We start from the raw sequence: 23,365 nt of genomic DNA, 5'->3' as shown, positions 1-23,365 counted from the left end.
TAGGAGGCCTCAGCAAGGACGCCCTCCCCCAACCTATTTTTCAAGGTGATTTCCATGACGGAACAAGTATCCACAGGCAGGTGCGACTCACCACTTCTCCAGGCATTCGTCGACAACCGACTGATTCTGGTGAAGATCGCAGCACGAATTACCGGCTGCCGCTCCCGCGCCGAAGACGTCGTGCAGGATGCCTACTTCCGCCTGCAATCGGCGCCGACGATCACATCCTCGTTCAAGGCCCAATTGAGTTACCTGTTCCAGATCGTCCGTAACCTGGCCATCGATCACTACCGTAAGCAGGCCCTGGAGCTCAAATACTCCGGGACGGAAGAGGAAGGCTTGAATGTGGTTATTCACGGCGCTTCACCGGAAACCTCCCACATCAATTTCAACACCCTGGAAAACATCGCCGACGCCCTGACTGAGCTGCCCCAGCGCACCCGTTACGCGTTCGAGATGTACCGTCTGCACGGCGTGCCGCAAAAGGACATCGCCAAGGAGTTGGGGGTGTCACCAACGTTGGTGAACTTCATGATTCGCGATGCGCTGGTGCACTGCCGCAAGGTGTCGGGCAGCCATAGCGATACATTTGCACGGCGCGTCTGATCGACACGGACCTGCCCATAATGGGGGCGAGCACGCCCGCCCCCACCGCTCACACCAGCCCGCACCGCTCAAAAAACCGCTCCCGCCCCAGAATCATCAGCGCCGCACGCTTGTGCGGGAAATCGAACTCCTTTTCACAGTGGAAACACTGGTTGTGCATATGGCCGATCATCTTCGCGTTATCGGCGCGCGGTTCTGCCACCACACGTTGGGTGCGAGGGTCATCCAGGAACAGGTAGTGCACCAGCGCCGATAGCCAACTGGCGACCTTGTGCGGACCGCGATGATGTTCCTCCCCCACCAGCATGTGGATGCCACGGTCGTAGTCAGCGGCATCGTAGAACGGTGCGATACGGTCTTCCTTGGCCCAGTAGGCTTCGAAATAGGCAAAGGGTTCGTCATCAAAACAGCCGATCAGCGTGAGGGTGTGCGGATCGGCGGCGAGCTTATCCAGGTATTCCCGGTGCTGCTCCAGGCTGCCGGTTTCCTGCCAGAAACTCGCCACGCGCGTGCTGTTCTGCCAGCGATTGAAGCGCGCCAAATCCACATCGACCTCAACGGTGCGCAGGGAAATCCAGGCCCCAAGACGTGCGTCATAACGCCGGTAAACCTCACCCCGAGGCTTCGGCGCACGGACGGGGTGGCGCTTGCCGGCACTGATGATCATCTGCTGCGGGTAGCTGCCACTGGGCGAGAGTCCCAACCACGGCTGGGGCAATTGCCAGAACAGGGTGCGCTCACATCGGTACTGCCCGGCGATCTCGCTAGCCACCAGCAAACCACTGCGCAAGGCGTCTTCAGGCGCATGCTCAAGGTGCCAGGTCAGACGTTGCCGAGTCGGCTCCTTGGTAAACAACCAGTAGCAGGCAGCCCACAAGGCGCGGGGGGAAGGCACCTCGGCGGGGGTCTGCAAATGCACCTGCAGGTCCTCGCCACGCTCCAGGCGCAAACGCGCCAGCGGCTGGCCTTCCAGGGTCAGGCTCAGGTGGCTTTCGGTTTCATCAGCATTCAAGGCAGGCCCGGCCGGTAACGGCAGGACCGACAGGTCATTCAAATTGGACATGGGAGGGGCTCACGGTAACCGTCGACAGATAAAGAAGTGACGTGAGCCGGGAGAGGAAATTTAGCCGATCAAGGTACCGGCATCACGTCGATGCGGTACGGCTCGAAAATCTTCAGCATCTCGCCGTCATCGCGCAGACGCTTGAGCAACGCGGAAAAAGCCTGGCCCGTGATCGGCGCCTTCGGCCGCAGCAAGGCGTAATGGTGATAGACCTGATCGATACGCTCAGACACCAGGAACTGCGCGGCCATATCCGCATTGCGCACCATGAAGTCACTCAGGTACGAACGGGTCACCAAGGCAATGTCCGCACGCCCGCGCGCAACCATCAGCAGGTTGCTGTCGTGGGAATAGGTCAAGGTGGCGTTGAAGTGCTCGGCCATGTTCTTGGGGTCGGGGTTGAAGCTGGCGAAGGCGTAGTGATAACCGCTGAACACCGCCAGGCGTTTGCCCGCAAGGTCGGCGAAATAGTCCTGGGCGCGACCCGGTTCACGCTGAGCGACGAAGATTTCCGCGTCCTCCAGCCCCATGTCGACGCTGGTATGGGGAATTTTCTGCCAGCCCCACGCGGGGTTTTCGAAGATGGCCATGTCGATCCGGCCCTGCTCGAAATCGCGGAAACGTCGAGGAATGGAAGTCGGCACCAGCACAAATTGGTAGTCGGTTTGCGAGGCGTTCAGGGCCTCCACCAGTTGCGGCAGCAATCCCGTGTCGGCGCCCTGCTCCGGGCGCACCGTATAAGGAGGGAAATGCGCCGCGCCGATGCGCACCAATTGCGCAGCCGACGCCGGCATCCACCACGCGGTGCCCAGTGCCCAAAAGGTAAGTCCTGCAGCCAGCCGCCATGGCGAAAACATCAAGGCACACACCGTTCAAAACTCTGATGGCGATAAGCTAGGCGTTTTTGTCTGGCGAGACAACTTTCCGCCAGCAAATTAATAGCTTGCGCCTCAGTCGGCTTTCAGAACCATCAACAAAGCTTCTTGGGCCAACTGCTCCAGCGTCATGCTGCCCTCGGCGCGAAACCAGGTGGTCGTCCAGGACAATGCGCCTGTGAGGAAGCGGCGCGCGATAAACACATCGCCCTTGATGTAGCCAGCAGCCTTGGCCTCGCCCAGCACTTGCAGCCAGAGGTCTTCGTACACGTCGCGAAGCGCCAGGACCTGGGCCTGGCCGTCCGCCGACAGTGAGCGCCATTCATACACCAGCACTGCCATGGCTTCGCCGCTGCCGCCCATGATCGACTGCAACTCGCAGCGAATCAGCGCCAGCACACGTTCGCGCACGTTTGTCGCCTCCTCCAGCGAAGCCCGCATCAGCGCCGTGTTGTAGTGGATGGTTTCCTCCATCACCGCCCGCAGGATGTCGTCCTTGCTCTTGAAGTGATGAAAGATGCTGCCGGACTGAATGCCCACCGCACTGGCCAGGTCACGCACGGTGGTGCGCTCGAAACCCTTGTTGCGAAACAGGTGGGCCGCGGTTTGCAGCAACTTGCCCCGGGCGCTGTCGGGATCGGTCAATTGGCCGCCATCGACCATGGTGCGCATCACCCGCAGGGCTTTGTGCTCATCCATGCTGCTCTCCTCTACTTCTACTGACGTCTTGGCCGGCAATTTAGGCCGTGGCCGCCAACCAAGCAAGCGCTTGGCTAAAACTTGTGACTGGAGTTTACAAACCAAGCGCTTGCTTGGTAGTCTCGCCAACAGCCATTCGAGGAAGGATTTCTCATGAGCAAGACGGTTCGTATCGGCTGTGCCAGCGCCTTCTGGGGCGACACCTGCACTGCCGCCGCCCAGTTGGTGCACGGCGGTAAGCTGGATTACCTGGTGTTCGACTACCTGGCGGAAGTCACGATGTCGATCCTTGCCGGCGCACGGATGAAAGACCCCCAGGCCGGTTACGCCACGGATTTTGTCGAGGTGCTGACACCGCTGCTCGCCGATATCCAGGGCCAGGGCATCCGCGTAATCAGCAACGCTGGCGGCATTAATCCCCAAGCCTGCGCCGCAGCCCTGCAAGCGGCCTGCGATAAAGCCCAGGTACCGCTGAAAATAGCCGTTCTGCTGGGCGATGACCTGCAACCCCAATTGAAAAACCTCACGGGCACGACCGATATGTTCAGCGGCACACCGCTGCCGCCGGTGTGCGTGTCCGCCAACGCTTACCTTGGCGCACCGGGCATCACCCAAGCCTTGGCGCTGGGCGCCGATGTCGTTATCACCGGCCGCGTGGTCGACAGCGCCGTGGTCAGCGCGGCGCTGGTGCATGAATTCGACTGGTCCTGGCACGACTACGACCGCCTCGCCCAAGCGGCCCTGGCCGGGCATATCATCGAATGCGGCGCCCAGTGCACCGGCGGTAACTTCACCGATTGGCGCGATGTGCCGGACTACGAACACATCGGTTTCCCCATCGTCGAGGTCAGCGCCGACGGCCAGTTCACGGTAACCAAGGTCGACGGCACCGGCGGGTTGATCAGCGAACTCAGCGTGGCCGAACAGTTGCTGTATGAAATCGGCGACCCACGCGCCTATCTGTTGCCCGACGTGATCTGCGATTTCAGCCAGGTCAAACTGCAGCAGCAGGGAAAAAACCGCGTGCACCTGCACGGCGCCAAGGGTTCGCCACCCACCGACCAGTACAAGGTCAGCGCCACGTATCCCGATGGCTCGCGTTGCACCGCCAGTTGCCTGATTGCCGGGATCGACGCGGTGGCCAAGGCCGAGCGGGTCAGCCAGGCGATCATCAACAAGACCTCGCAACTGTTCAGCCAACGCGGCTGGGCGCCGTACACCGAGGTGAATATCGAGCTGCTGGGCAGCGAAGCAACCTATGGCGCACATGCGATGCGTCATGACTGTCGTGAAGTGGTGGTCAAGTTGGCGGTGCGACACCCGAGCAAGCAGGCGCTGGTGCTGTTCGCGCGCGAGATCGCCCAGGCCGCTACCGGGATGGCGCCGGGGTTGACCGGAATCGTAGGGGGTCGCCCGACGGTGTATCCGTTGATTCGGTTGTTTTCGTTTCTGATCGACAAGTCCTCATGTGAGTTACTGATCGACTTCCAAGGTGAACGCCACGCTTGCGCGCTACCCATCACCGATGCCCCAACCCTGCCCGCCGCGCCGATGGATCCACCCAAGCCCCAAGGTCGCGCCGACGCCAGCGTGCCCCTCGTGAAACTCGCCGTGGCACGCTCCGGTGACAAGGGCAATCACAGCAATATCGGCGTGATCGCCCGTGATCCCGAGTACCTGCCATGGATCGCCGAAGCGCTGACGCCCGCAGTGATCGTCGACTGGATGAGCCACGTGCTCGACCCGCTGCACGGCCGCGTCGAGCGCTGGTATCTGCCCGGCAGCCACAGCCTGAATTTCCTGCTGGAAAACGCGTTGGGCGGCGGCGGCATTGCCAGCCTGCGCATCGACCCCCAAGGCAAGGCTTTCGCCCAGCAACTGCTGGAAATTCCCATTGCGGTGCCGCAACACATTGCCGATCAATGCCAATAACAGGAGCGTTGCCGTGGCCTTCGACTCGATCTTCAAAGCAGACCTTTTCCAGGGTCACACCGTGATTGTCACCGGTGGCGGCAGTGGCATTGGCCGCTGCACCGCCCATGAGCTGGCAGCGCTCGGCGCCCAGGTGATCCTGGTCGGACGCAAGCCGGACAAGCTCGCAGCGGTCGCGGCGGAAATTGCCGAAGACGGCGGCATCGCCCATTGCAGCGCCTGCGATATTCGCGATGAAGAGGCGGTGAAGACGCTGGTCAGCCAAATCCTGAATGACCACGGCCAGGTCCACGGTTTGGTGAATAACGCTGGCGGTCAGTACCCATCACCGCTCGCGTCGATCAATCAGAAAGGCTTTGAAACCGTGCTGCGCACCAACCTGGTGGGCGGTTTCCTGATGGCCCGCGAAGTGTTCAACCAATCCATGAGCAAACACGGTGGCGCCATCGTCAATATGCTCGCCGACATGTGGGGCGGCATGCCCGGCATGGGCCACTCCGGCGCCGCCCGTGCCGGCATGGACAACTTCACCAAAACCGCCGCCTTCGAATGGGGCTGCGCCGGGGTTCGGGTCAACGCCGTGGCGCCGGGCTGGATCGCCTCCAGCGGCATGGACACCTACGAGGGCGCGTTCAAGGCGGTGATCCCCACCCTGCGTGAACACGTGCCGCTCAAGCGTATCGGCACCGAATCGGAAGTCAGCGCCGCCATTGTGTTCCTGCTCAGCCCCGCCGCTGCATTTATCAGCGGCAGCACCCTGCGCATCGACGGCGCCGCCAGCCTCGGCAGCCGTGCCTGGCCGCTGCACAAGGCCCAGCCGCCGAGCGAACCGTTCAATGGTTTTCACCGCGCTTACCTGCCGGACGTGCTCAAGGAAGGGAAATAAATCATGCCGGTGATTGAAAGCCTGATCGACGCCCACAGCGCAGCGTTCGCACGCAACCGTGAGGCCATGCTGGACAGCATTCAGCACCTGCGCCAACTGGAGCAAAACCTGCTGAGCAAGGCCCAGGAAGCCAAGCCCAAGTTCGACAAACGGGGCCAATTGTTGCCCCGCGAGCGCCTTAACTTGCTGCTGGACCCCGGCGCGCCGTTCCTGGAACTGGCCAGCCTGGCCGGCTACAAACTCCACGACGACAAGGACGGCAGCGCCGCCGGGGGTGGGTTGATCGCAGGAATCGGCTACGTCAGCGGCGTGCGCATGTTGGTGGTGGCCAATAACAGCGCGATCAAGGGCGGCACCATTTCTCCTACCGGGCTGAAAAAATCCCTGCGCCTGCAGCAGATCGCGCTGGAGAACAAATTGCCGGTGGTGACCCTGGCCGAAAGCGGCGGCGCCAACCTCAACTATGCCGCCGAGATTTTTGTCGAAGGCGCACGCAGCTTCGCGAACCAGGCGCGCATGTCAGCCATGGGCCTGCCGCAGATCACCGTGGTGCACGGTTCGGCCACGGCGGGTGGCGCGTACCAACCGGGGTTGTCGGATTACGTGGTGGTGGTGCGCGGCAAGGCCAAGCTGTTCCTGGCCGGGCCGCCGCTGCTCAAGGCGGCGACGGGCGAAGTGACCACCGATGAAGAACTGGGCGGCGCCGAGATGCACGCGCAAACGGCCGGCACCGCCGAATACCTGGCGGAAAACGACGCCGATGGCGTGCGTATCGTGCGTGAGATCGTCAGCCTGCTGCCCTGGGATGACCGCCTGCCGTCTGCGCCAAAACGCACCTACAAAGAACCGCTGTACTGCGCCGAGGAACTGTTGGGGATGATCCCCGATGATCCGAAAAAACCCTACGACGTGCGCGAAATTCTGGCGCGGCTGGCTGACGGTTCCCAATTCCTTGAATTCAAGGGCGAGTTCGATGCCCACACTGTCTGCGGCCACCTGCATATCCAGGGCCGCGCCATTGGTGTGATCGGCAACAACGGCCCCATCACGCCCAAAGGCGCGAGCAAGGCTGCGCAGTTTATCCAGCTGTGCGACCAGAGCCGCACGCCGCTGCTGTTTTTGCACAACACCACTGGCTTTATGGTCGGCACCGAGTCAGAGCAACAAGGCGTAATCAAGCACGGCGCGAAGATGATCCAGGCGGTGGCCAATGCGCGGGTGCCTAAACTCACCGTGGTGGTCGGCGGCTCCTACGGTGCGGGCAACTATGCGATGTGTGGCCGGGGTCTGGACCCACGCTTTATCTTCGCCTGGCCCAACAGCCGCACGGCGGTGATGGGCGGCGCGCAGGCGGGCAAGGTGCTGCGCATCGTCACCGAGGCCAAGCAGCTCAAAGACGGCTTGGTGCCCGACCCCAAAGTGCTGGACATGCTGGAACAGGTCACCGCGCAGAAGCTCGACAGCCAATCCACCGCCCTGTACGGCAGCGCAAACCTGTGGGATGACGGGCTGATTGATCCCCGGGATACCCGCACGTTGCTCGGTTTTTTGCTGGATATTTGCCATGACGCCGAGGTGCGGCAATTGCAGCCCAACAGCTTCGGTGTGGCGCGTTTCTAACAGGAGAACAAGAACAATGATCTTCACCCAGGAACATCAGGAACTGCGCCGCACCGTCCGCGCCTTCGTCGATCGCGAGATCAACCCCTACGTGGACGAATGGGAAAAAGCCGGGCGCTTTCCCATCCACGCGATCTTACGCAAGGCCGGCGACCTCGGGCTGCTGGGCATTTCCAAACCGGAACAATTCGGCGGCATGGGCCTCGACTACAGCTACTCGATCGTCGCCGCCGAAGAATTCGGCACCATTCGCTGCGGCGGCATTCCCATGTCCATCGGCGTGCAGACCGACATGTGCACCCCCGCCCTCGCCCGCTTCGGCTGCGATGCACTGCGCGACGAATTCCTGCGCCCGGCCATCAGCGGCGAGCAAGTCGGTTGCATCGGCGTCTCTGAAACCGGCGCCGGCTCCGACGTGGCCGGGCTCAAGACCTACGCACGCAAGGACGGCGATGACTACGTGATCAACGGCAGCAAAATGTGGATCACCAACTCGCCCAGCGCGGACTTCATGTGCCTGCTGGCCAACACCTCGGACGACAAGCCGCACATCAACAAATCGCTGATCATGCTGCCGATGAACACCCCCGGCATCAGCGTCAGCCCGCCCCTGGAAAAACTCGGCATGCACAGCTCCGAGACCGCCCAGGTGTTCTTCGACAACGTACGCATCCCCCAGCGCAACCGTATCGGCCACGAAGGCGCGGGCTTCATGATGCAGATGCTGCAATTCCAGGAAGAACGCCTGTTCGGCGCGGCCAATATGATCAAGGGCCTGGAGTACTGCATCGACAGCACCATCGAGTACTGCAAGGAACGCCAGACCTTCGGCAAAGCGCTGATCGACAACCAGGTGATCCACTTTCGCCTGGCCGAACTGGCCACCGAAATCGAATGCCTGCGGGCGCTGGTTTACCAGGCCACCGAGCAATACATCAAAGGCCAGGACGTGACCCGCCTGGCCTCCATGGCCAAACTCAAGGCCGGACGCCTTGGCCGTGAGGTCAGCGACAGTTGCCTGCAATACTGGGGCGGCATGGGCTTTATGTGGGACAACCCCGTAGCCCGTGCTTATCGCGATGTGCGTCTGGTATCGATTGGCGGCGGTGCCGACGAAATCATGCTGGGCATCATCTGCAAATTGATGGGCACGCTACCGGGGAAAAAACCATGAGCACCTTGCTGCTGGAGCCCCATAACGGCGTGCTGCACATCACCCTCAATCGGCCCGAATGCCGCAACGCCATGAGCCTGGAGATGGTCAACGAACTGCGAGCGGTAGTGGCCCAACTCGACGACCAAGTCCGCGCGGTGGTTCTGAGCGGCGCCGGCGGGCATTTCTGCGCGGGAGCCGACGTGAAGGACTTGGTCAGCGCAGGCGATCAATTGCAGGCGCTGAACCGGGCCTTTGGCACGTTGCTGCAAGAGGTGGAAGCCGTGTCGCAAGTGGTCATCGTGGTGCTGCAAGGCGCGGTGCTCGGCGGCGGGCTTGGCTTGGCCTGTGTGAGCGACATCGCGATTGCCGATCACCAGGCGCAGTTCGGTTTGCCGGAGACCAGTCTGGGCTTACTGCCGGCGCAGATTGCGCCGTTTGTGGTCAAGCGGATCGGTCTGACCCAGGCGCGGAGACTGGCACTGACCGCCGCGCGATTTGATGGGCAGGAAGCTGAACGGCTGGGGCTTGTGCACTTCACCGAGCGCGATCCGCAGGCGTTGGCGGAGCGTTTGGATGAAGTCCTGGGGCAGGTGCTGCGCTGCGCACCAGGCGCCAACGCGCGCACCAAGGCGTTGTTGTTGGCCAGTGTGGATGAGCCGATTGGGGTTGTGTTGGATCGCGGGGCGCAGTGGTTTGCCGAGGCGGTCAGCGGGGCGGAGGGGGTTGAGGGGACTCGGGCTTTTTTGCAGAGGCGTCGGCCTGAGTGGGCTCGTTGATTGGGGGTATATCCGTTATTTGGGTAACGGCTGCCTATGGTTTCGCCCTTACGGCGACTCACTTTTGGAAGAGCCGGAATGCCAGCCCAGCCAAACACAAGCAAAAGGCTCTTGTCCCAACACTCGGCACCTCGCCTAGGCTCGGTGTGCGGCCAGCGTGTTTAACGGGGCGCCTGAGATCAAGATCAAAAGACTGCTGACTTCGTCAGCGAAAAGGATGTAAGGGTCAGATCAAAAGCAGGTCAAAAGCAGGGTGAGACCTATCTGATAGGTGGAGATCCAAATGTGGGAGGGGGCTTGCTCCCGATGGCGGTGCATCAGCCAACAGATGTGTAACTGAACCACTGCTATCGGGAGCAAGCCCCCTCCCACATTCGAACTGCGATCGCCCTGTCAAACAAGCTGGCACACCGAGCCTCGGCCGGGTACCGAGTGTTGGGGCGAAGGCCACCCTTTGTAAGCGCGGAACCATAGATTGCCGTTACCGAAGAAACGGATATGTACTCAGTCCCAGGGAAAACACCTATGCCGCAGTTCAACAAGATCCTGATCGCCAACCGCGGTGAAATCGCCTGCCGCATCCAGCGCACGGCCCAGGCATTGGGCTACCGCACCGTAGCTGTCTACAGCGACGCCGACGCCAATGCCGCGCACGTCCAAATGGCCGACGAATCCGTCCACATTGGCCCGCCCCCCGTGCAGCAGTCGTACCTCAACATCCCTGCCATCCTTCAAGCGGCCAAGTGCACAGGCGCCGACGCTATCCATCCCGGCTACGGTTTCCTCTCCGAAAACCCCGAGTTCGCCAACGCCTGCATCGCCGCCGGCATCACCTTTATCGGCCCCAGCCCCGAAGCCATTGAGCTGATGGGCAGCAAACGCCTCTCCAAACTCGCCATGCTGGAAGCCGAAGTGCCTTGCATCGCCGGCTACCAGGGCAGCGCCCAGGACGACACCACCCTGCAACACCAGGCCGACCGCATCGGCTACCCGTTGATGATCAAGGCCAGCGCCGGCGGCGGTGGCCGAGGCATGCGCCTGGTGCACAAACCCGAGCACTTGCTGGAGCAATTGCGCACCGCCCGCTCCGAAGCGCAGAACGCCTTCGGCAGTGACGAACTGATCCTCGAACAGGCACTGATCGACCCGCGTCACGTCGAAATCCAACTGTTCGGCGACAGCCACGGCAATCTGATCTACCTAGGCGAACGCGACTGCTCGATCCAGCGTCGCCACCAAAAAATCGTCGAAGAAGCGCCCTGCCCTGTCATGACCCCGGAACTGCGCCAGGCCATGGGCGAGGCGGCGCTAAAGGCCGGGCGAGCGGTGAATTACGTCGGCGCCGGCACCGTGGAATTTCTGCTCGACCGCAACGGTCAGTTCTACTTCCTGGAAATGAACACGCGCCTGCAAGTGGAGCACCCGGTCACCGAGTTGATCACCGGCCTGGACTTGGTGGCCTGGCAACTGCTGGTCGCCGCCGGCCACCCACTGCCATTGAGCCAAAAAGAGGTGACCCTGAGCGGCCATGCCATGGAAGTGCGCGTGTACGCCGAAGACCCGGCCCAAGGTTTCCTCCCGCAAACCGGTGAGGTGCTGCGCTGGGAGCCGGCCGCAGGCGTACGTATTGACCATGGCGTCAGCGAAGGCCAAACCATCAGCCCGTTCTATGACGCCATGCAAGCCAAGATCATCGCCCACGGCGCCACCCGCGAAGAGGCGCGCCGCAAGCTGCTGCGCGCTGTGGAGGACACCGTGCTGCTGGGCGTCAATACCAACCAGCAACTGCTGGCCGATCTGCTCAAGCAACCGGACTTTATCGACGGCCATTTCAGCACCGGGTTTATCGCCGAGCACTTTCGCGAAATCCCGCCGCCCGCCGCGTCGAAAGAACAGCTTGCCCTGGCCGCCGCGCTGTTTTATCACCACAGCGCCGACCAGCACGCCCAGGGTCTGGCGGGATGGCGCAATAACGCAAGCATCCCCTGGACATGCTGCCTGGAGGTCAACGGCGACCTTCAAACGGTCACCGTTGACGACCTGCAACTCAGCACCGACGGCCGCTACGCCACGCGCGTGCTCAACGGGATCCGGCGCCGTATCGCTTACCACCTCGACGGCGACCAATTACGGCTACCTGGCCTGACCGTGACCAACCGCACCCAACAGGTCGCCCGCCGCCAGGCCGACGCCAGCAGCGGCACGGTCAAGGCGCCGATGGATGGCGCCATTGTCGATGTGCGGGTCCGTGCAGGCGAGCGTGTCGGCAAAGGCCAACTGCTGCTGGTGCTTGAAGCCATGAAAATGGAGCACCCGCTCACGGCGGGCATCGACGGTGTGATCAAGGCCGTGCAGGTAATGGCGGGCGATCAGGTGCGTAATCGGCAGGTATTGCTGGAGATCGAATAGTCCCTAGGCGGAACTACAGGGCCGGGCTACGCTCTATCCCCATCAGGAAGGGACGAGTACGGGAACCTGCACAATGCCTCATTGGCTGATTATTGACCTTGAAGCCACAACGGATGAAGGCGGCTGGCCCGTGACGGAGATGGAAGTCATCGAGATCGGCGCGAGCCTGGTGAACCGCCAGGGCCGCGAACTGGACCACTTCCAGCGCTTTGTGCGGCCATTGCGGCGCCCATTGCTGACGCCCTTTTGCCGCCAGCTGACCCATATCACCCAGGCCAATATCGACACCGCCGCGCCCATCACCGAGGTGTGGCCGCTGTTCGAACGCTGGCTGGGCCAGCATCAACCGCGCTTGGAAGGCTGGGCGAGTTGGGGTGACTATGACCGCGCGCAGCTTGAGCTCGAATGGCAGCGCAACAGCCTGGTGAGTGCACTCGCCAAGACACCCCATGTGAACCTCAAGCAGCGCTTCGCCAAGGCCCGGCGCCTGGACAAGCCCTTGGGCCTCAATGGCGCCCTTCAATTGGCGGGAATGCAGTTCCATGGCCAGCAACATCGGGCGCTGGAAGATGCACGCAATACCGCGCGCCTGTTGCCGCTGATTTTACCGGTCTAGGCAGCTCCCCTGCCCTTGGGCATACTGGCCGACCTTTCCAGACCCTTTTTCCGAGGATTCGCCCATGTTCAAAGTCAACGAGTACTTCGACGGCACCGTCAAGTCGATCGCTTTCGGCACCGCAGAAGGTCCGGCGACCATCGGCGTGATGGCCCCGGGTGAATACGAATTCGGCACCGCCCAGCGTGAAATCATGCACGTAGTCTCCGGCGCCCTGACCGTTAAACTGCCTGACGCCAGCGAGTGGGAAACCTTCGCCGCCGGCAGCCAGTTCCACGTACCGGCCAACAGCAAGTTCCAACTGAAGGTCGCCGTGGATACTGCTTACCTGTGCGAGTACCGCGGCTAAGCATTCGCCCGGTCAAAAAAATGCCCGTCTCGTGGGAGACGGGCATTTTTTATGGGCGCCGAAGGCTATTCGAGAATGGTCACTGGCATGCCCACTTCCAGGCGTCCATTACCATCGTTGACCAGGTTCTGGCCAAACATCGCGCCGTCTTCCGTCTTGCGATAAGCCTCCAACGTGACAAACGGTTCACGGTCGGCGCTGCGTTCACCGGTTTGCGGGTCGATGGTGGTGAGAATGCAACGTGAGCAGGGTTTCACGGCGCGAAACTCCACATCACCAATGCGCAGACGCTTCCAGCCATCTTCCGCGAAAGCTTCGCCGCCCTCGATCACGAGGTTCGGGCGAAAGCGGAGCATCTCCATGGGGCGGCCGATTTTTTGCGAGAGGTCGTCGAGCGACGCTTGCCCGATCAGCAGCAACGGATAACCATCGGCAAACGCCACCTGATCATCATCACGCCCGAAACCGGCCTGGGTGGTGCGGGCACGGTCCAAGGGCATCTGCACCAGCCGTGTCGGCTTGCCGATAAAGTCGCTGACCCAGGCGGCAGCTTCATCACCGGCGTCCGGTACGCGCAAGGTGTCGCGCCAGATGGTCACGCCGCGCAACTCGGCGTCGCTGCCGGGCAGCGCCACGTCCAGCGGCGCGTAGCCAGGCGAACTCAAGGTCAGGCCGCCCGTGCGGTTCCACAGCGCAGAGAGTTGGCTCATCTTCGCCACCGCCCGCTGCGTGAGGAAACGCCCGCTGGCCTCGTCCACCAGCATCCAGCGTCGATCCCCATTCAACCCGAGTTTATCCAGGCCGATGTGCTGCAAGGTTTCGGCCTTGCCGGACTTCAAGGGGTAACGGTACAACGCGCTGAGACGAAGCATGGGCCTGCATTCCTGAGGGGCAAAGATGCAACCCTAAGGTCAAGCGGTGGCTTCGTCCAGCATCAGTCGCTGGCGCACCACATCCACCAGTTTGTCGGGCTGGAATTTGGACAGGAAGTTGTCGCACCCAACTTTCTTCACCATCGAGTCGTTGAAGCTGCCCGACAGCGAGGTGTGCAGCACCACGTAGAGCTTGCGCAGGCGTGGATCGTTGCGAATTTCGGTGGTGAGGCGGTAGCCGTCCATCTCGGGCATTTCGGCGTCGGTGAAGATCATCAGGAGCTTGTCGGTCATTACGTGGCCGGCGTCGGCCCAGGCCTTGAGCATGTTCAGCGCCTTGAGGCCGTCGCTGGCGATGTGCATCTTCACACCCAGTTGACCCAAGGTGTCGCGCAGTTGCGACAGGGCGACGTTGGAGTCGTCCACCAGCAGCACTTCGCGGCCACGGGCACGTTCCAACACCGGGTCTTCAAGTTTTTCACGGGAAACTTTGGCGTTATAGGGCACGATCTCGGCGAGGACTTTTTCCACGTCGATGATCTCCACCAATTGGTCATCGACCTTGCTGATGGCGGTCAGGTAGTGCTGACGCCCAGCGCTGGTCGGCGGCGGCAGGATGGATTCCCAGTTCATGTTGACGATGCGGTCCACACCACCCACCAGGAACGCCTGTACCGAGCGGTTGTACTCGGTGACGATGATGGTGCTGTTCGGGCCCGGTACCAGTGGGCGCATGCCGATGGCCTGGGACAGGTCGATCACCGGCAAGGTCTGGCCACGCAGGTTGACCACGCCGCACACGAACGGGTGACGCTGAGGCATCAGGGTCAGCTTGGGCAGTTGCAGGACTTCCTGCACCTTGAAAACGTTGATTGCGAACAGTTGCCGCCCGGCCAGGCGAAACATGAGGATCTCCAGGCGATTCTCACCCACCAGTTGCGTGCGTTGGTCTACTGTGTCGAGAATGCCGGCCATCAAAAGCTCCTGGTGTGCGCAGCTAGATGCGCGAAGGGATTGTGCAATTCATTACTGCTGTTATCGGCGGCGAAAGCCAGACCTTGACCCCCTGCTAAAATGCCACGTAAATTCATTGATGTCACACTGACATCATGCTCTACTGCATGAACCTCTCCAGACAGCGGTACATCGGCGTTGCCGGACATTCAAAGCGATGTAAAGTTCCGCCATGTAAGGGATTCCCCTATAAGCAATCAGGCCCAACCTGATATTCGCTTTATCTAATAGTCATTAATGTGACGCCATTCTCATTGCATGAATGGAGTCAGGCTTTGTTTGCCATCCCAAGCCCTCGTTCCACGGGTCTACCAGACACTCACGTCGCGGCAACTGAAGGTGTGCAATTGAGCCCGCTCACGAGGGCCGCGCGCAGCCGTCGCCATCATTCAAATAAACGTCCTACTGAACGCTCAGAAGCAACCTACAGACTCCAGTTATCTTTCAGCAGTAGTTTTACGCCACTCACCCAATGCGACCTCTCATCACCCCACCTTATGTTGTGGAGACTTGCATGATGAACGACGGTAACGAGTGGCAACTTGCACTTCCCGAATTCCTGCACGAGGCTGAAAACCTGCTGGCCAAGTCGGAAGAGTGCCTGAGTCACCTGCATCTGATTCGCAACGACAGCGACGCCATCGACTGCATGAAAGCCAGCCTGATCAAGCTCGCCGAAAAAGCCGATTGCCTCGCCCTGCAGGCGATCAGCGAATTTTCGCGGCATATCCAATACGTGATCGCCAACGCCGAAAACCCGTTGCAGCTGCATGATCAGGCCCTGAGCGCCCTGGAAGACTGCCTGAGACTGCTGGCCTGGCAACTGGAGCTTATCGATGCAAAGACAGGCCTATTGGCACTGGATGAATCGGAACAAACCTCATTGATTGCTACGGTCACACTGCAAATCCCACAAAAGGATTTCAGATATAAACCGCAGCAGCGTTTACACCCCTCGTCCTGAGCGGTTATGAGGTCGTAAATAACGCGCAGTTTTCTAAAAACGACAGGTTTAACCAACCCATTGAAACTGAATGGCGCACGCGTAGATATCAATTAGCCATAACCTCTACATTCCTGTTGAAGTAATACATCCCCCCTTCATTAACTTTGGGACTATCGTCCCTGAATATTTGCGCGCTTAGATAATCCCGCCAGACAGGCGCCTGGCGACCGACGGTAAGAGTAGTGGTACTATCACCCCCTCAAAGTGACTGAATTTATTAACTTTGAAAACGATTCAATAACGTATCTCAAACAGCGCCCGGTCAGTGTCGACCGGTCTTCCCGCAGCGAACCTTTATTGGCTCCATCCGCTATGCATGCCAGCCTCAAGACATTCATCGCAAGGTCCGCGTCCCGCAGCAATGCACGCCGTTTGATCCTCACGCTATGCCTTGGCTCGCTGCTGCTGAGCCTGTGGGCCTACGCCCACTCCGCACCGCTGCCGCTGATGGTACTGCTGCTCAACCTAGCCATTTTATTAGTGGTAGGCCTGCAACAGTGGTACTCGCGCAAATCCATCAAGTTCCAGCCCCAGGAATTGGCCGATCGCCTGCTGCAAGTGCAGGAAAACGAACGCCACCGCCTCAGCCGCGAACTGCATGACGACATCGGGCAACTGCTGACCGCCGCCAAGCTGCAAAGCGAATGGCTCAAGCGCCGTATGCCGGATGAGCTGCAAACCCAGTGCAACGTCTTGTGCAATACCTTGAACGAGACCCTGGCCAAGGTGCGCGACGTCTCTGCCATCCTCAACCCCCGACAGCTCGCCAGCCTGGGCCTGGAAGCCAGCCTGCGCGCGCACCTGCTCAAGACCCTGGAAAACACCCCGGTGCACTGGAGCCTGGAATGCCAGCAACGGCTGACCGGCATCCCGGAAGAAATGGCCGTGGCGGCCTTTCGCATCACCCAGGAGGCCGTCACCAACATGCTGCGCCACGCCCAGGCACACAACCTGCTGGTGCGCCTGCAACGTCTACCCGAAGGCCTGTCGCTGAGCATTTGTGATGACGGCCAGGGGTTTTTGCCCGCCATCAATCCCAGCCTGGAAGGCCAGCGGGGCATGGCGGGCATGTCCGAGCGGGTTGATCAGCTTGGCGGCACATTGTCCGTGAGCAGTCATCCAGGTAACGGGACGCGCATCGAAGCGCTCTTCCCCTGGGCGCCCCGCGCCCTCGAACGGGCCAGCGCCCCTAAGGTTATCGAGTGACCTGCACATTACTTCTGGTGGACGATCATGCCCTGATCAGGGCCGGCGTGCGTGCGCTGATCCAGGATATTCCCGGCTACACGGTGACGGGCGAAGCCAGCGATGGCGCCCAATTGCTGGAGCAGTTCAATCGCTTGCTGCCGGACATTGTGCTGCTGGACCTGTCGATGAAGCACACCGGCGGCCTCGACGCTTTAAAGCAACTCAAGAGTGCGCACCCCAAGAGCAAGGTGCTGATCCTGTCGATGCACACCGACCCGGAGTTGATCATGCGCGCGCTGCAAGCCGGTGCCCATGGCTACCTGCTCAAGGACACTACCGCCAATGAGCTGGAACACGCGCTGCAAGCCTTGCGCAACAACGAGCGCTACCTGAGCCCGGCGATCGCCCACACCGTGATCAACCAGGCGCTGGTGCGCAGCCAGGGGCCGATCACGCCCGCCGGTCAAAGCCATAACCTCACGGCACGCCAACTGGAGATCCTGCGCCTGATCGTGCGCGGCAAATCCACCCGTGAGATCGCCCACGGCCTGGGCCTGAGCATCAAGACCGTAGAAGCCCACCGCTCGCAAATCATGAAGCGTCTGCAGATATTTGATGTGGCAGGCCTGGTGTTATTCGCTGTGCGCGAGCAGATCATCAGCCTGGACGACTAGGGGCGAATCCATCGGCAAATGCACGCGAAGCGCCTTGGGCAACGCCTCGAAGTGCAGGTCGTCACCTTCCAGCGGCTCGCCATCGAGGTTGATGTACAAGCCCTGCGCCACCTTGATATCGACCCACGGCAGGCGCGCCCTTACGAACATGTTGTCGATCCCACCGTCGCTCACCAGATTGAGCAGCGTGCCGACCACTTCCTGAGGCGCCGGCAGAATGCTGACGTCGAGCAAACCATCATCGGCCAATGCGCCGGGGCACAGTATGTGCCCACCGCCCGCCTGGCGGCCGTTGCCGATACCCAGCGCCAGCAACTCGCCCTTCCAGTGAAAGTCCGGTCCTTCCAGCTCACCGTAGGCGGCCTTCAACTCGCTGAAGCGCGTCAGGCCGGTAAACAGATAAGCAGCGCCGCCGAGGACTTTCTTCAAATCTTCGGAGGTATTGGCCGTGACCTGGCTACCAAAGCCGCCAGTGGCCATGTTCAGGAAAATCTGCCCGCCGACCTGGCCGAGGTCGATTGCCCTAGGGGGCACATCCAGCAATGCCAGGGCCTGGGCAGGCTCCAACGGCACGCCGGCAGCCTTGGCAAAATCATTGGCGGTGCCCAGGGGCATCAGCACCAGGCTGGCGTCGCTCTTGGCCTGGGCCATGGCTTCGGCCACGTCGCGCAAGGTGCCGTCGCCGCCGCCGGCAATGATGTGGGTGTAACCGCCGTCCACAGCCTCCTTGACCAGCCGTTGAGCGTCACCGCCCTCCCACGTCACCCGCACCGCCAGCTCCAAACCCGACTCGCGCCGGGCCAGCACGGCCGCGCGTACGTCCTCGTTGAGGGCTTGCTTGCCGTGAAGGATCAACAGTGCCTTGGGGGTGGTCATGGGGGGCGTACTCCTGGAGTCAATGGTGCTTGAAGGATGTTGACCTTTGAGGAGTAGGAAAAAGTCATTAAGGTCGAAAAATAATTGGCTCGCTAGAAATTATCCATCGCGTTGCACATCGACACCTTGCCCTTGGGCGCAGGCTCCACCTCGACCCATTGCTTACCGCCCGGCGGCAGCTCGTGCAGCTGGAACGAACAGCTCGCATAGATGGACGCCTGCACCATGTAGTCCATCCCCGGCCGAGGCACAAAGGTCATGGTGCTGGAGCATTGCCGGGAATACTGCAGTTTCCCCAAGTAATGAAACGCGATCGGGGTGTTCGCCGGCACCACCAACTCCGACGATACGGCAGCCGCCCACGAGTAAATCGGCCCAGGCATGCCCAGGCTCTCGCCGTTGTGATCGGGGAAGCCCGCTTTCGTCGACGCCATCACCCCAGCGCCCGGTACATTCCAGTCCAGGCAATCACGCCCCGGCACCGCGCGCACCAGACCATCGGTGATCAACCGCACACGGGCAGTCTCGCCAGACGTTGGTGCGACGTAGCCGGTGGACAAGGAACGGATATTCGCCACTTGGCCGCAGCCTGTCAGCAGCACCAGCAACGCCACGGGAACCCCACGTAAAACGCTCATCAGCAGTCAACTCGCAAAGGAATAAAGGGCTGTTTACGGCTGACGGCAATTCTGGCTGACCGACAACTGCGGTGCGGGCTCGTACTTCACCTGCTGCAAGCCATCGGCGCCCTGAAAGATGAAGTACTTGATGCGGCAGTCCTTGAACATCGACGAGTAACCCTCCGCCCGGAAGCCTTCGCCATCGACCTGCTTGGTCACGGCGTTGTTGCGGCTGACCACCGCGAGCACCTGTGCATAGCTCTGGCCCATCCTCACCCCCGGCTCGCCGGTGACCGTCATCGACGAGGCGCAACCGCCCAACCCTGTCGCCGCCAATGCCAGCGCGACGCCGTACAGTCCATTGCGTAAATCGTTCATTCCTTGCTTCCTTTTAGGGATGGGTTACCGACGGCCTTCGCACACCGGTGATTCGCCAATGCGGCCTTCTTTGCACAGGTCAATGTTATCTGTGCGCTTGAAACCCGAGTCTTTCATGCAATAAAACTGTGTGAGTACCTGGTCAATAGGCGTTGTGTCCCCCGTGCCTGTCAGGTTGATATACCCGCAAGCTCTCATCGCACTCTTGACGTCTTCTTGGGAGACCCCACTTTTTTTCCAATTGGTGAATTCCGGCGGCGGCGGTTGAAAGCCCCTCCCCGTGCAGCCAATCAATAACACCGCGTAAACACTCAGCAGAAGGCTCTTCCTGAACATCGTGCTCTTCCTCAGGGTTTGCGCAGATCGTTCATTCCCTACGACCTTTTAGTGATGGATCAGCGGCGACCTTCGCACACCGGTGATTCGCCAGCGCGGCCAAGCTTGCACATGTCCAAGTTATCTTTGCGTGTGAAGCCCGCATCTTTCATGCAGTAGAAGCTCCTAAGCCGCTCATCGATTGAACCGCCGCCCGTGCCCGCCACATTCTCGTACCCGCACGCGAGCATACTGCTCTTAACGCCCTCTACAGAGACCCCACTCTTTTGCCAATAGATAAAGTCAGGCGGCGGCGGTTGGAAGCCCCTGCCCGTGCAGCCAATCAATAACACCGCGTAAACACTCAACAGCAGGCTCTTCCTGAACATCACGTTCTTCCTCATGGTTTGCGTAGATCGTTCATTCTCTGTTTCCTTTCAGGTATGGATTAACGACGACCTTCGCACACCGGTGATTCACCAACGCGGCCAAGCTTGCACATGTCCAAGTTATCTTTGCGTGAGAAGCCTGCGTCCTTCATGCAATAAAAACGCGCCAGTCTTACATCGATGGGTGATAGATCTCCCCTTCCATCCAGATTGGTGTAACCGCAACCACGCATGGCGCTTTTCACCTCCACCTCGGATACGCCGGATTTATACCATCTGGTGAAATCAGGTGGAGGTGGCTAAAACGGTGTGCAGCCAGCGACAACCAGCAAGCCCAGACCCGGCAGCATTGCGGACTTGAACATCCTGAATGCCTTAGGGTTGAGGTTTGACTTTGACGAATTGTGATTGATTCTCCTTGAAATCCTTCCAGTAAACGCCGCATGCCGGTGACGCGGCGCCGTAACAGTTATGGACGCTTTCAGCAGCATAAAACACCTTCAACCACTCCAATAAGGGGTTACTACCAGGGGGTAGCGTACCGCCGGTCCCAGGGTTAAAGCCTACGCCTAGTGTCCGTGCAACCGGGTCGAAACGATGATTCTGGTACTGCAGCGCCATCTCCTCGCGCTTTTTCTCAGAGCTGAAGCTTGAGCGATCCTGCAATATCCCCAGCAACGAATCGGCTTTTTGCACCCCATACGCAGCCCCGAAGAAATTCATCGACGTATCACCCAACACGCCAATGTTTGATGGGTCACGTACCAAAGACTCCATGGCATTGCCCGTGGTCATGGTGCCCCGGCTATGGCCGTCGATATGCAGCCCGCTTTTACCGAACTGGACCATGTATTCCTTGGTCTGCACGGTCGCGTTGGACAGGCCCCAGAAATCGTTTTCCAGGTTTTTCTGATATGCCGCAATCATCAGCTCCGAGGTGAAGTTGTTGGCTTTCTCGAAGTGGATCAAATACTGCGGCCCGGTATCGGCAGAACTGTGCTGGTTGGCATACCTGGCCGCAGCGTCGGCATCATTGAAAATGCCGTTGTTGGCGATATGCACTTTGCCGTCCGGCCCTTTCTTGAGGTTCATTTTCTCTTCGTCGCTCAACTCGCGATATTCAACTTTGCCTTCTTTATCAACCCGCGCCTTACCATTCTCATCCTTCAAGACCTCATACACCCGCGCCTTCTCGATAAAGATCTTGCGATACGCCTCATCCGCCAGCAGCGAGACCTGATGATAGAACTCACGCTTGATCTCCTGCTCAGCCGCGACCTTGCGCCCCATTTCCGCCACATCCAACCGTCCCACGGCGACATGGGCGGCCTCGGTGTTGCGGTTCAGGTTGGCAATTGTCTGGTCAACCGTCATGCCGCCAACCACACGCTGGCGCTCGGCATTGGTGATCACCAAGGTGCCGGCGCTGATCGCGCTGCGGGTGTCGCTGTCGGCGGAGTCGGAGTCCGAGCCGTTGTTGATGCTGTTGGCGAGCAGCGCCTTGGCCGTGCCCAGTTTGCCGTCGAGCATGTCCGAACTCAGGTCGACGCCTGAAGTTTTGGCGCTGGCTTCGGACACGTTGTGGATGTCGGACACCGTCAGCGTGCCGGTGGTCAGGCTGTTTTTGCCGTCGGCAATGGCCTTGTCGGAACTGGCGATCACGCCACCCTTGAGGTCGGTATTGCCGCGCACGTTGATGTCGAAACCACCGTCGCCGGCACGTATGCCCGATTGTTCGATCACGCTGGCAAAGTTGGACTTCTGCTTGGCGTTGGTGGAGCTGAAGCTAGCGGTCGCCGCACCGGCACAGACCGGCGGGATACAGATGCTGATCCCGGCGCTCATGCTCTTCTGCTCGGACGCGAAGGTGCTGGTGTCCTGCAGACTCTCGACATTCAGGTCGCCGCCGATATCGGCCTTGACCGTCTCACCCGACACCACCGCACCACGCAGGGTGGTGTCCTTACCGGAAATCAGACTGACCTCTTTGCCAGCAGTCACGTGGGTGTTGCTCCACACCAAGTCATTGCCATCGGCATTGCCACGGCTCTGAGAGGCGGACGCGTTGAAGCTCAGACCGTTTTTCTCGCTACCAAACGAGATGCCGATGCCAAGGCTGCCGTTGACGCTTTTGTTGGTGCTGTGTTGCTCGATGGTGTTCTGCGCACCCGCCAGCAGAATGTTGCCGTCAGCTTTCAACAACGCATTGTTGCCCGCCGTGATCTCACTGCCCTGCACGGTCAGGTTGTTGTTGCGCGTGCCGCCCGAGGACACGATCGTCACACCCCCTCCCGCCGCGACCGTCGAAGCGGCTGCGGTGTTGCTGGTCTGCTCGCTTTTGCTCTCGCTCTTGTTCATGCCCAGGGCAATGCTCAAGTTGATACCGCCCGCCGCCGCCGGGTCGGCCATGACCTGAGTATGGGCGTCGTTGGCGGACCACGCGGTACTCAGCGCCGCCAGGGTCTTCATTCGTTTGTCGTCGGTACTCTCGGCCGCTTTGTTCATGCGCTGGGCGGTCTGTACCGCATTCACGATCGGGTTGGTCAGGGTCAGGCTCACGCCGGTCTGCTTGAAGCGCTGCTCCTGCTGCTGCGCACTGAGGTTGCGCGCTTCGAGGATATTGACCTCGGACGCGTCGATCGACACATCGCCATTGGGCGCGTTCACATTGCTGCCCACCTGACGGTATTCGCCGCCGGCGCTGATCAGCACGTCGCCGTCGGTTGCGCCAATGTTGCTCGCGGCCGCCGTAGTCTGCTGACTGCTGTCTTTGTTGGTCTGTTGCTTGGAACCAACGGTGACGGCAATGGCGCCGCCGCTGAACATCCCGCTGGTCTTCACGTCCTTCATGTGTTTTTCGTCAAGTTGCTCGGTGGCTGCCAATACCTTGATGTCGTTGCCCGCCGCCAGCACCGTGCCCGATGTGGAAACCACGTTGCTACCCGTAATCGTGATGTTGTTGCCGGCCTGCATCACCGCCTGCTCGCCACTGAAGGTCGAGGCCTGTGCGGTGGTCTGGCTGACCGTGTCGCGGGTGGTGGTGGTC

The 23,365-nt window shown here is 60.6% G+C and carries 22 protein-coding genes and 2 pseudogenes; 12 read left to right on the top strand and 12 right to left on the bottom strand.

Annotated features, from left to right (window positions below; all coding sequences use genetic code 11):
- Positions 1-54: 54 nt before the first annotated feature.
- Positions 55-606 (top strand): RNA polymerase factor sigma-70, encoded by a 552-nt coding sequence (locus AOA61_RS26230; protein WP_005789991.1) that lies wholly within the window; start codon positions 55-57, stop codon positions 604-606.
- A 49-nt stretch (positions 607-655) separates the two neighbouring features.
- Here AOA61_RS26230 and AOA61_RS26225 read toward each other — a convergent pair whose 3' ends face one another.
- The 3 genes from AOA61_RS26225 to AOA61_RS26215 all read right to left on the bottom strand — a co-directional run bounded on the left by AOA61_RS26225 (position 656) and on the right by AOA61_RS26215 (position 3,243).
- The gene (locus tag AOA61_RS26225; RefSeq protein WP_099603032.1) at positions 656-1,669 is read right to left on the bottom strand and encodes a GNAT family N-acetyltransferase; all 1,014 of its coding nucleotides are present in this window, start codon (positions 1,667-1,669) and stop codon (positions 656-658) included.
- A 68-nt stretch (positions 1,670-1,737) separates the two neighbouring features.
- The gene (locus AOA61_RS26220; RefSeq protein WP_099603031.1) at positions 1,738-2,526 is read right to left on the bottom strand and encodes an ABC transporter substrate-binding protein; all 789 of its coding nucleotides are present in this window, start codon (positions 2,524-2,526) and stop codon (positions 1,738-1,740) included.
- A gap of 93 nt (positions 2,527-2,619) precedes the next feature.
- A complete protein-coding gene (locus AOA61_RS26215; RefSeq protein WP_032887960.1) occupies positions 2,620-3,243 on the bottom strand; it encodes a TetR/AcrR family transcriptional regulator in 624 nt (207 codons plus the stop codon).
- 153 nt (positions 3,244-3,396) lie between these two features.
- Between AOA61_RS26215 and AOA61_RS26210 the strand changes: the two genes are divergently transcribed.
- From AOA61_RS26210 to AOA61_RS26175, 8 genes are all read left to right on the top strand, one after another.
- Positions 3,397-5,175, top strand: coding sequence for an acyclic terpene utilization AtuA family protein (locus tag AOA61_RS26210; protein ID WP_099603030.1), 1,779 nt, complete (start codon positions 3,397-3,399; stop codon positions 5,173-5,175).
- A 13-nt stretch (positions 5,176-5,188) separates the two neighbouring features.
- Positions 5,189-6,061 (top strand): SDR family oxidoreductase, encoded by an 873-nt coding sequence (locus AOA61_RS26205; RefSeq protein ID WP_032887956.1) that lies wholly within the window; start codon positions 5,189-5,191, stop codon positions 6,059-6,061.
- A gap of 3 nt (positions 6,062-6,064) precedes the next feature.
- Positions 6,065-7,681 carry a geranyl-CoA carboxylase subunit beta gene (gene atuC, locus AOA61_RS26200; protein ID WP_099603029.1) on the top strand — a complete coding sequence of 539 codons (1,617 nt, stop codon included), beginning with the start codon at positions 6,065-6,067 and terminating at the stop codon, positions 7,679-7,681.
- Between the two features lie 16 nt (positions 7,682-7,697).
- Positions 7,698-8,855: a citronellyl-CoA dehydrogenase gene (gene atuD, locus AOA61_RS26195; RefSeq protein ID WP_032887952.1), complete on the top strand. Its 1,158-nt coding sequence runs from the start codon at positions 7,698-7,700 to the stop codon at positions 8,853-8,855.
- Positions 8,852-9,613 carry an enoyl-CoA hydratase/isomerase family protein gene (locus tag AOA61_RS26190; RefSeq protein ID WP_099603028.1) on the top strand — a complete coding sequence of 254 codons (762 nt, stop codon included), beginning with the start codon at positions 8,852-8,854 and terminating at the stop codon, positions 9,611-9,613. The genes atuD and AOA61_RS26190 overlap by 4 nt, the downstream gene beginning before the upstream one ends.
- Positions 9,614-10,138: 525 nt before the next feature.
- The gene (locus tag AOA61_RS26185) at positions 10,139-12,022 is read left to right on the top strand and encodes an acetyl/propionyl/methylcrotonyl-CoA carboxylase subunit alpha (RefSeq protein WP_099603027.1); all 1,884 of its coding nucleotides are present in this window, start codon (positions 10,139-10,141) and stop codon (positions 12,020-12,022) included.
- Positions 12,023-12,095: 73 nt separating this feature from the next.
- On the top strand, positions 12,096-12,638 hold the full coding sequence (locus AOA61_RS26180) for an exonuclease domain-containing protein (protein WP_032887946.1): 543 nt from the start codon (positions 12,096-12,098) through the stop codon (positions 12,636-12,638).
- Between the two features lie 64 nt (positions 12,639-12,702).
- Positions 12,703-12,987, top strand: a complete 285-nt coding sequence (locus AOA61_RS26175; RefSeq protein WP_032887944.1) for a pyrimidine/purine nucleoside phosphorylase — start codon at positions 12,703-12,705, stop codon at positions 12,985-12,987.
- Between the two features lie 65 nt (positions 12,988-13,052).
- On the opposite strand, the gene AOA61_RS26170 is transcribed toward AOA61_RS26175, so the two are convergent.
- The gene (locus AOA61_RS26170; protein ID WP_032887942.1) at positions 13,053-13,859 is read right to left on the bottom strand and encodes an MOSC domain-containing protein; all 807 of its coding nucleotides are present in this window, start codon (positions 13,857-13,859) and stop codon (positions 13,053-13,055) included.
- Between the two features lie 39 nt (positions 13,860-13,898).
- On the bottom strand, positions 13,899-14,834 hold the full coding sequence (locus AOA61_RS26165; RefSeq protein WP_032887940.1) for a chemotaxis protein CheV: 936 nt from the start codon (positions 14,832-14,834) through the stop codon (positions 13,899-13,901).
- A gap of 553 nt (positions 14,835-15,387) precedes the next feature.
- Between AOA61_RS26165 and AOA61_RS26160 the strand changes: the two genes are divergently transcribed.
- The 3 genes from AOA61_RS26160 to AOA61_RS26150 all read left to right on the top strand — a co-directional run bounded on the left by AOA61_RS26160 (position 15,388) and on the right by AOA61_RS26150 (position 17,741).
- Positions 15,388-15,837 carry a hypothetical protein gene (locus AOA61_RS26160; RefSeq protein ID WP_177326444.1) on the top strand — a complete coding sequence of 150 codons (450 nt, stop codon included), beginning with the start codon at positions 15,388-15,390 and terminating at the stop codon, positions 15,835-15,837.
- Positions 15,838-16,191: 354 nt separating this feature from the next.
- Positions 16,192-17,085 (top strand): sensor histidine kinase, encoded by an 894-nt coding sequence (locus AOA61_RS26155; protein ID WP_095185440.1) that lies wholly within the window; start codon positions 16,192-16,194, stop codon positions 17,083-17,085.
- Positions 17,082-17,741 carry a response regulator transcription factor gene (locus AOA61_RS26150; RefSeq protein WP_032887937.1) on the top strand — a complete coding sequence of 220 codons (660 nt, stop codon included), beginning with the start codon at positions 17,082-17,084 and terminating at the stop codon, positions 17,739-17,741. Before AOA61_RS26155 ends, AOA61_RS26150 begins: the two co-directional genes overlap by 4 nt.
- Here AOA61_RS26150 and yegS read toward each other — a convergent pair.
- The 7 genes and pseudogenes from yegS to AOA61_RS32980 form a co-directional block, all read right to left on the bottom strand.
- Complete coding sequence (gene yegS, locus AOA61_RS26145; RefSeq protein WP_099603026.1) at positions 17,700-18,617, bottom strand: lipid kinase YegS; 918 nt, start codon at positions 18,615-18,617, stop codon at positions 17,700-17,702. The two genes, AOA61_RS26150 and yegS, sit on opposite strands and share 42 nt — an antisense overlap.
- Positions 18,618-18,709: 92 nt before the next feature.
- Positions 18,710-19,255 carry a hypothetical protein gene (locus AOA61_RS26140; protein ID WP_032887934.1) on the bottom strand — a complete coding sequence of 182 codons (546 nt, stop codon included), beginning with the start codon at positions 19,253-19,255 and terminating at the stop codon, positions 18,710-18,712.
- 33 nt (positions 19,256-19,288) lie between these two features.
- Positions 19,289-19,615, bottom strand: a complete 327-nt coding sequence (locus tag AOA61_RS26135; RefSeq protein WP_032887932.1) for a hypothetical protein — start codon at positions 19,613-19,615, stop codon at positions 19,289-19,291.
- A 24-nt stretch (positions 19,616-19,639) separates the two neighbouring features.
- Entirely contained in the window at positions 19,640-19,951 is a 312-nt protein-coding gene (locus AOA61_RS32410) for a hypothetical protein (protein WP_099603025.1), read from the bottom strand.
- A gap of 59 nt (positions 19,952-20,010) precedes the next feature.
- The gene (locus AOA61_RS26125) at positions 20,011-20,319 is read right to left on the bottom strand and encodes a hypothetical protein (RefSeq protein WP_090409756.1); all 309 of its coding nucleotides are present in this window, start codon (positions 20,317-20,319) and stop codon (positions 20,011-20,013) included.
- Positions 20,320-20,378: 59 nt separating this feature from the next.
- Positions 20,379-20,684 (bottom strand): annotated as a pseudogene (locus AOA61_RS32405) (hypothetical protein).
- A gap of 10 nt (positions 20,685-20,694) precedes the next feature.
- Positions 20,695-23,349: pseudogene (locus tag AOA61_RS32980) on the bottom strand (hemagglutinin repeat-containing protein); the annotation flags it as partial.
- Between the last annotated feature and the right edge of the window lie 16 nt (positions 23,350-23,365).

The sequence above is a fragment of the Pseudomonas sp. 2995-1 genome, from assembly GCF_002742505.1.
GTDB classification, from domain to species: domain Bacteria; phylum Pseudomonadota; class Gammaproteobacteria; order Pseudomonadales; family Pseudomonadaceae; genus Aquipseudomonas; species Aquipseudomonas sivasensis.
This window is presented reverse-complemented; position numbering and strand designations above follow the sequence as displayed.

Excerpts from the sequence above, each read along its gene's own strand:
- AOA61_RS26230 (WP_005789991.1), top strand. The coding sequence starts at position 55 with ATGACGGAACAAGTATCCACAGGCAGGTGCGACTCACCACTTCTCCAG.
- AOA61_RS26225 (WP_099603032.1), bottom strand. The coding sequence starts at position 1,669 with ATGTCCAATTTGAATGACCTGTCGGTCCTGCCGTTACCGGCCGGGCCT.
- AOA61_RS26220 (WP_099603031.1), bottom strand. The coding sequence starts at position 2,526 with ATGTTTTCGCCATGGCGGCTGGCTGCAGGACTTACCTTTTGGGCACTG.
- AOA61_RS26215 (WP_032887960.1), bottom strand. The coding sequence starts at position 3,243 with ATGGATGAGCACAAAGCCCTGCGGGTGATGCGCACCATGGTCGATGGC.
- AOA61_RS26210 (WP_099603030.1), top strand. The coding sequence starts at position 3,397 with ATGAGCAAGACGGTTCGTATCGGCTGTGCCAGCGCCTTCTGGGGCGAC.
- atuC (WP_099603029.1), top strand. The coding sequence starts at position 6,065 with ATGCCGGTGATTGAAAGCCTGATCGACGCCCACAGCGCAGCGTTCGCA.
- atuD (WP_032887952.1), top strand. The coding sequence starts at position 7,698 with ATGATCTTCACCCAGGAACATCAGGAACTGCGCCGCACCGTCCGCGCC.
- AOA61_RS26190 (WP_099603028.1), top strand. The coding sequence starts at position 8,852 with ATGAGCACCTTGCTGCTGGAGCCCCATAACGGCGTGCTGCACATCACC.
- AOA61_RS26185 (WP_099603027.1), top strand. The coding sequence starts at position 10,139 with ATGCCGCAGTTCAACAAGATCCTGATCGCCAACCGCGGTGAAATCGCC.
- AOA61_RS26180 (WP_032887946.1), top strand. The coding sequence starts at position 12,096 with ATGCCTCATTGGCTGATTATTGACCTTGAAGCCACAACGGATGAAGGC.
- AOA61_RS26175 (WP_032887944.1), top strand. The coding sequence starts at position 12,703 with ATGTTCAAAGTCAACGAGTACTTCGACGGCACCGTCAAGTCGATCGCT.
- AOA61_RS26170 (WP_032887942.1), bottom strand. The coding sequence starts at position 13,859 with ATGCTTCGTCTCAGCGCGTTGTACCGTTACCCCTTGAAGTCCGGCAAG.
- AOA61_RS26165 (WP_032887940.1), bottom strand. The coding sequence starts at position 14,834 with ATGGCCGGCATTCTCGACACAGTAGACCAACGCACGCAACTGGTGGGT.
- AOA61_RS26160 (WP_177326444.1), top strand. The coding sequence starts at position 15,388 with ATGATGAACGACGGTAACGAGTGGCAACTTGCACTTCCCGAATTCCTG.
- AOA61_RS26155 (WP_095185440.1), top strand. The coding sequence starts at position 16,192 with ATGCATGCCAGCCTCAAGACATTCATCGCAAGGTCCGCGTCCCGCAGC.
- yegS (WP_099603026.1), bottom strand. The coding sequence starts at position 18,617 with ATGACCACCCCCAAGGCACTGTTGATCCTTCACGGCAAGCAAGCCCTC.
- AOA61_RS26140 (WP_032887934.1), bottom strand. The coding sequence starts at position 19,255 with ATGAGCGTTTTACGTGGGGTTCCCGTGGCGTTGCTGGTGCTGCTGACA.
- AOA61_RS26135 (WP_032887932.1), bottom strand. The coding sequence starts at position 19,615 with ATGAACGATTTACGCAATGGACTGTACGGCGTCGCGCTGGCATTGGCG.
- AOA61_RS32410 (WP_099603025.1), bottom strand. The coding sequence starts at position 19,951 with ATGTTCAGGAAGAGCCTTCTGCTGAGTGTTTACGCGGTGTTATTGATT.
- AOA61_RS26125 (WP_090409756.1), bottom strand. The coding sequence starts at position 20,319 with ATGTTCAGGAAGAGCCTGCTGTTGAGTGTTTACGCGGTGTTATTGATT.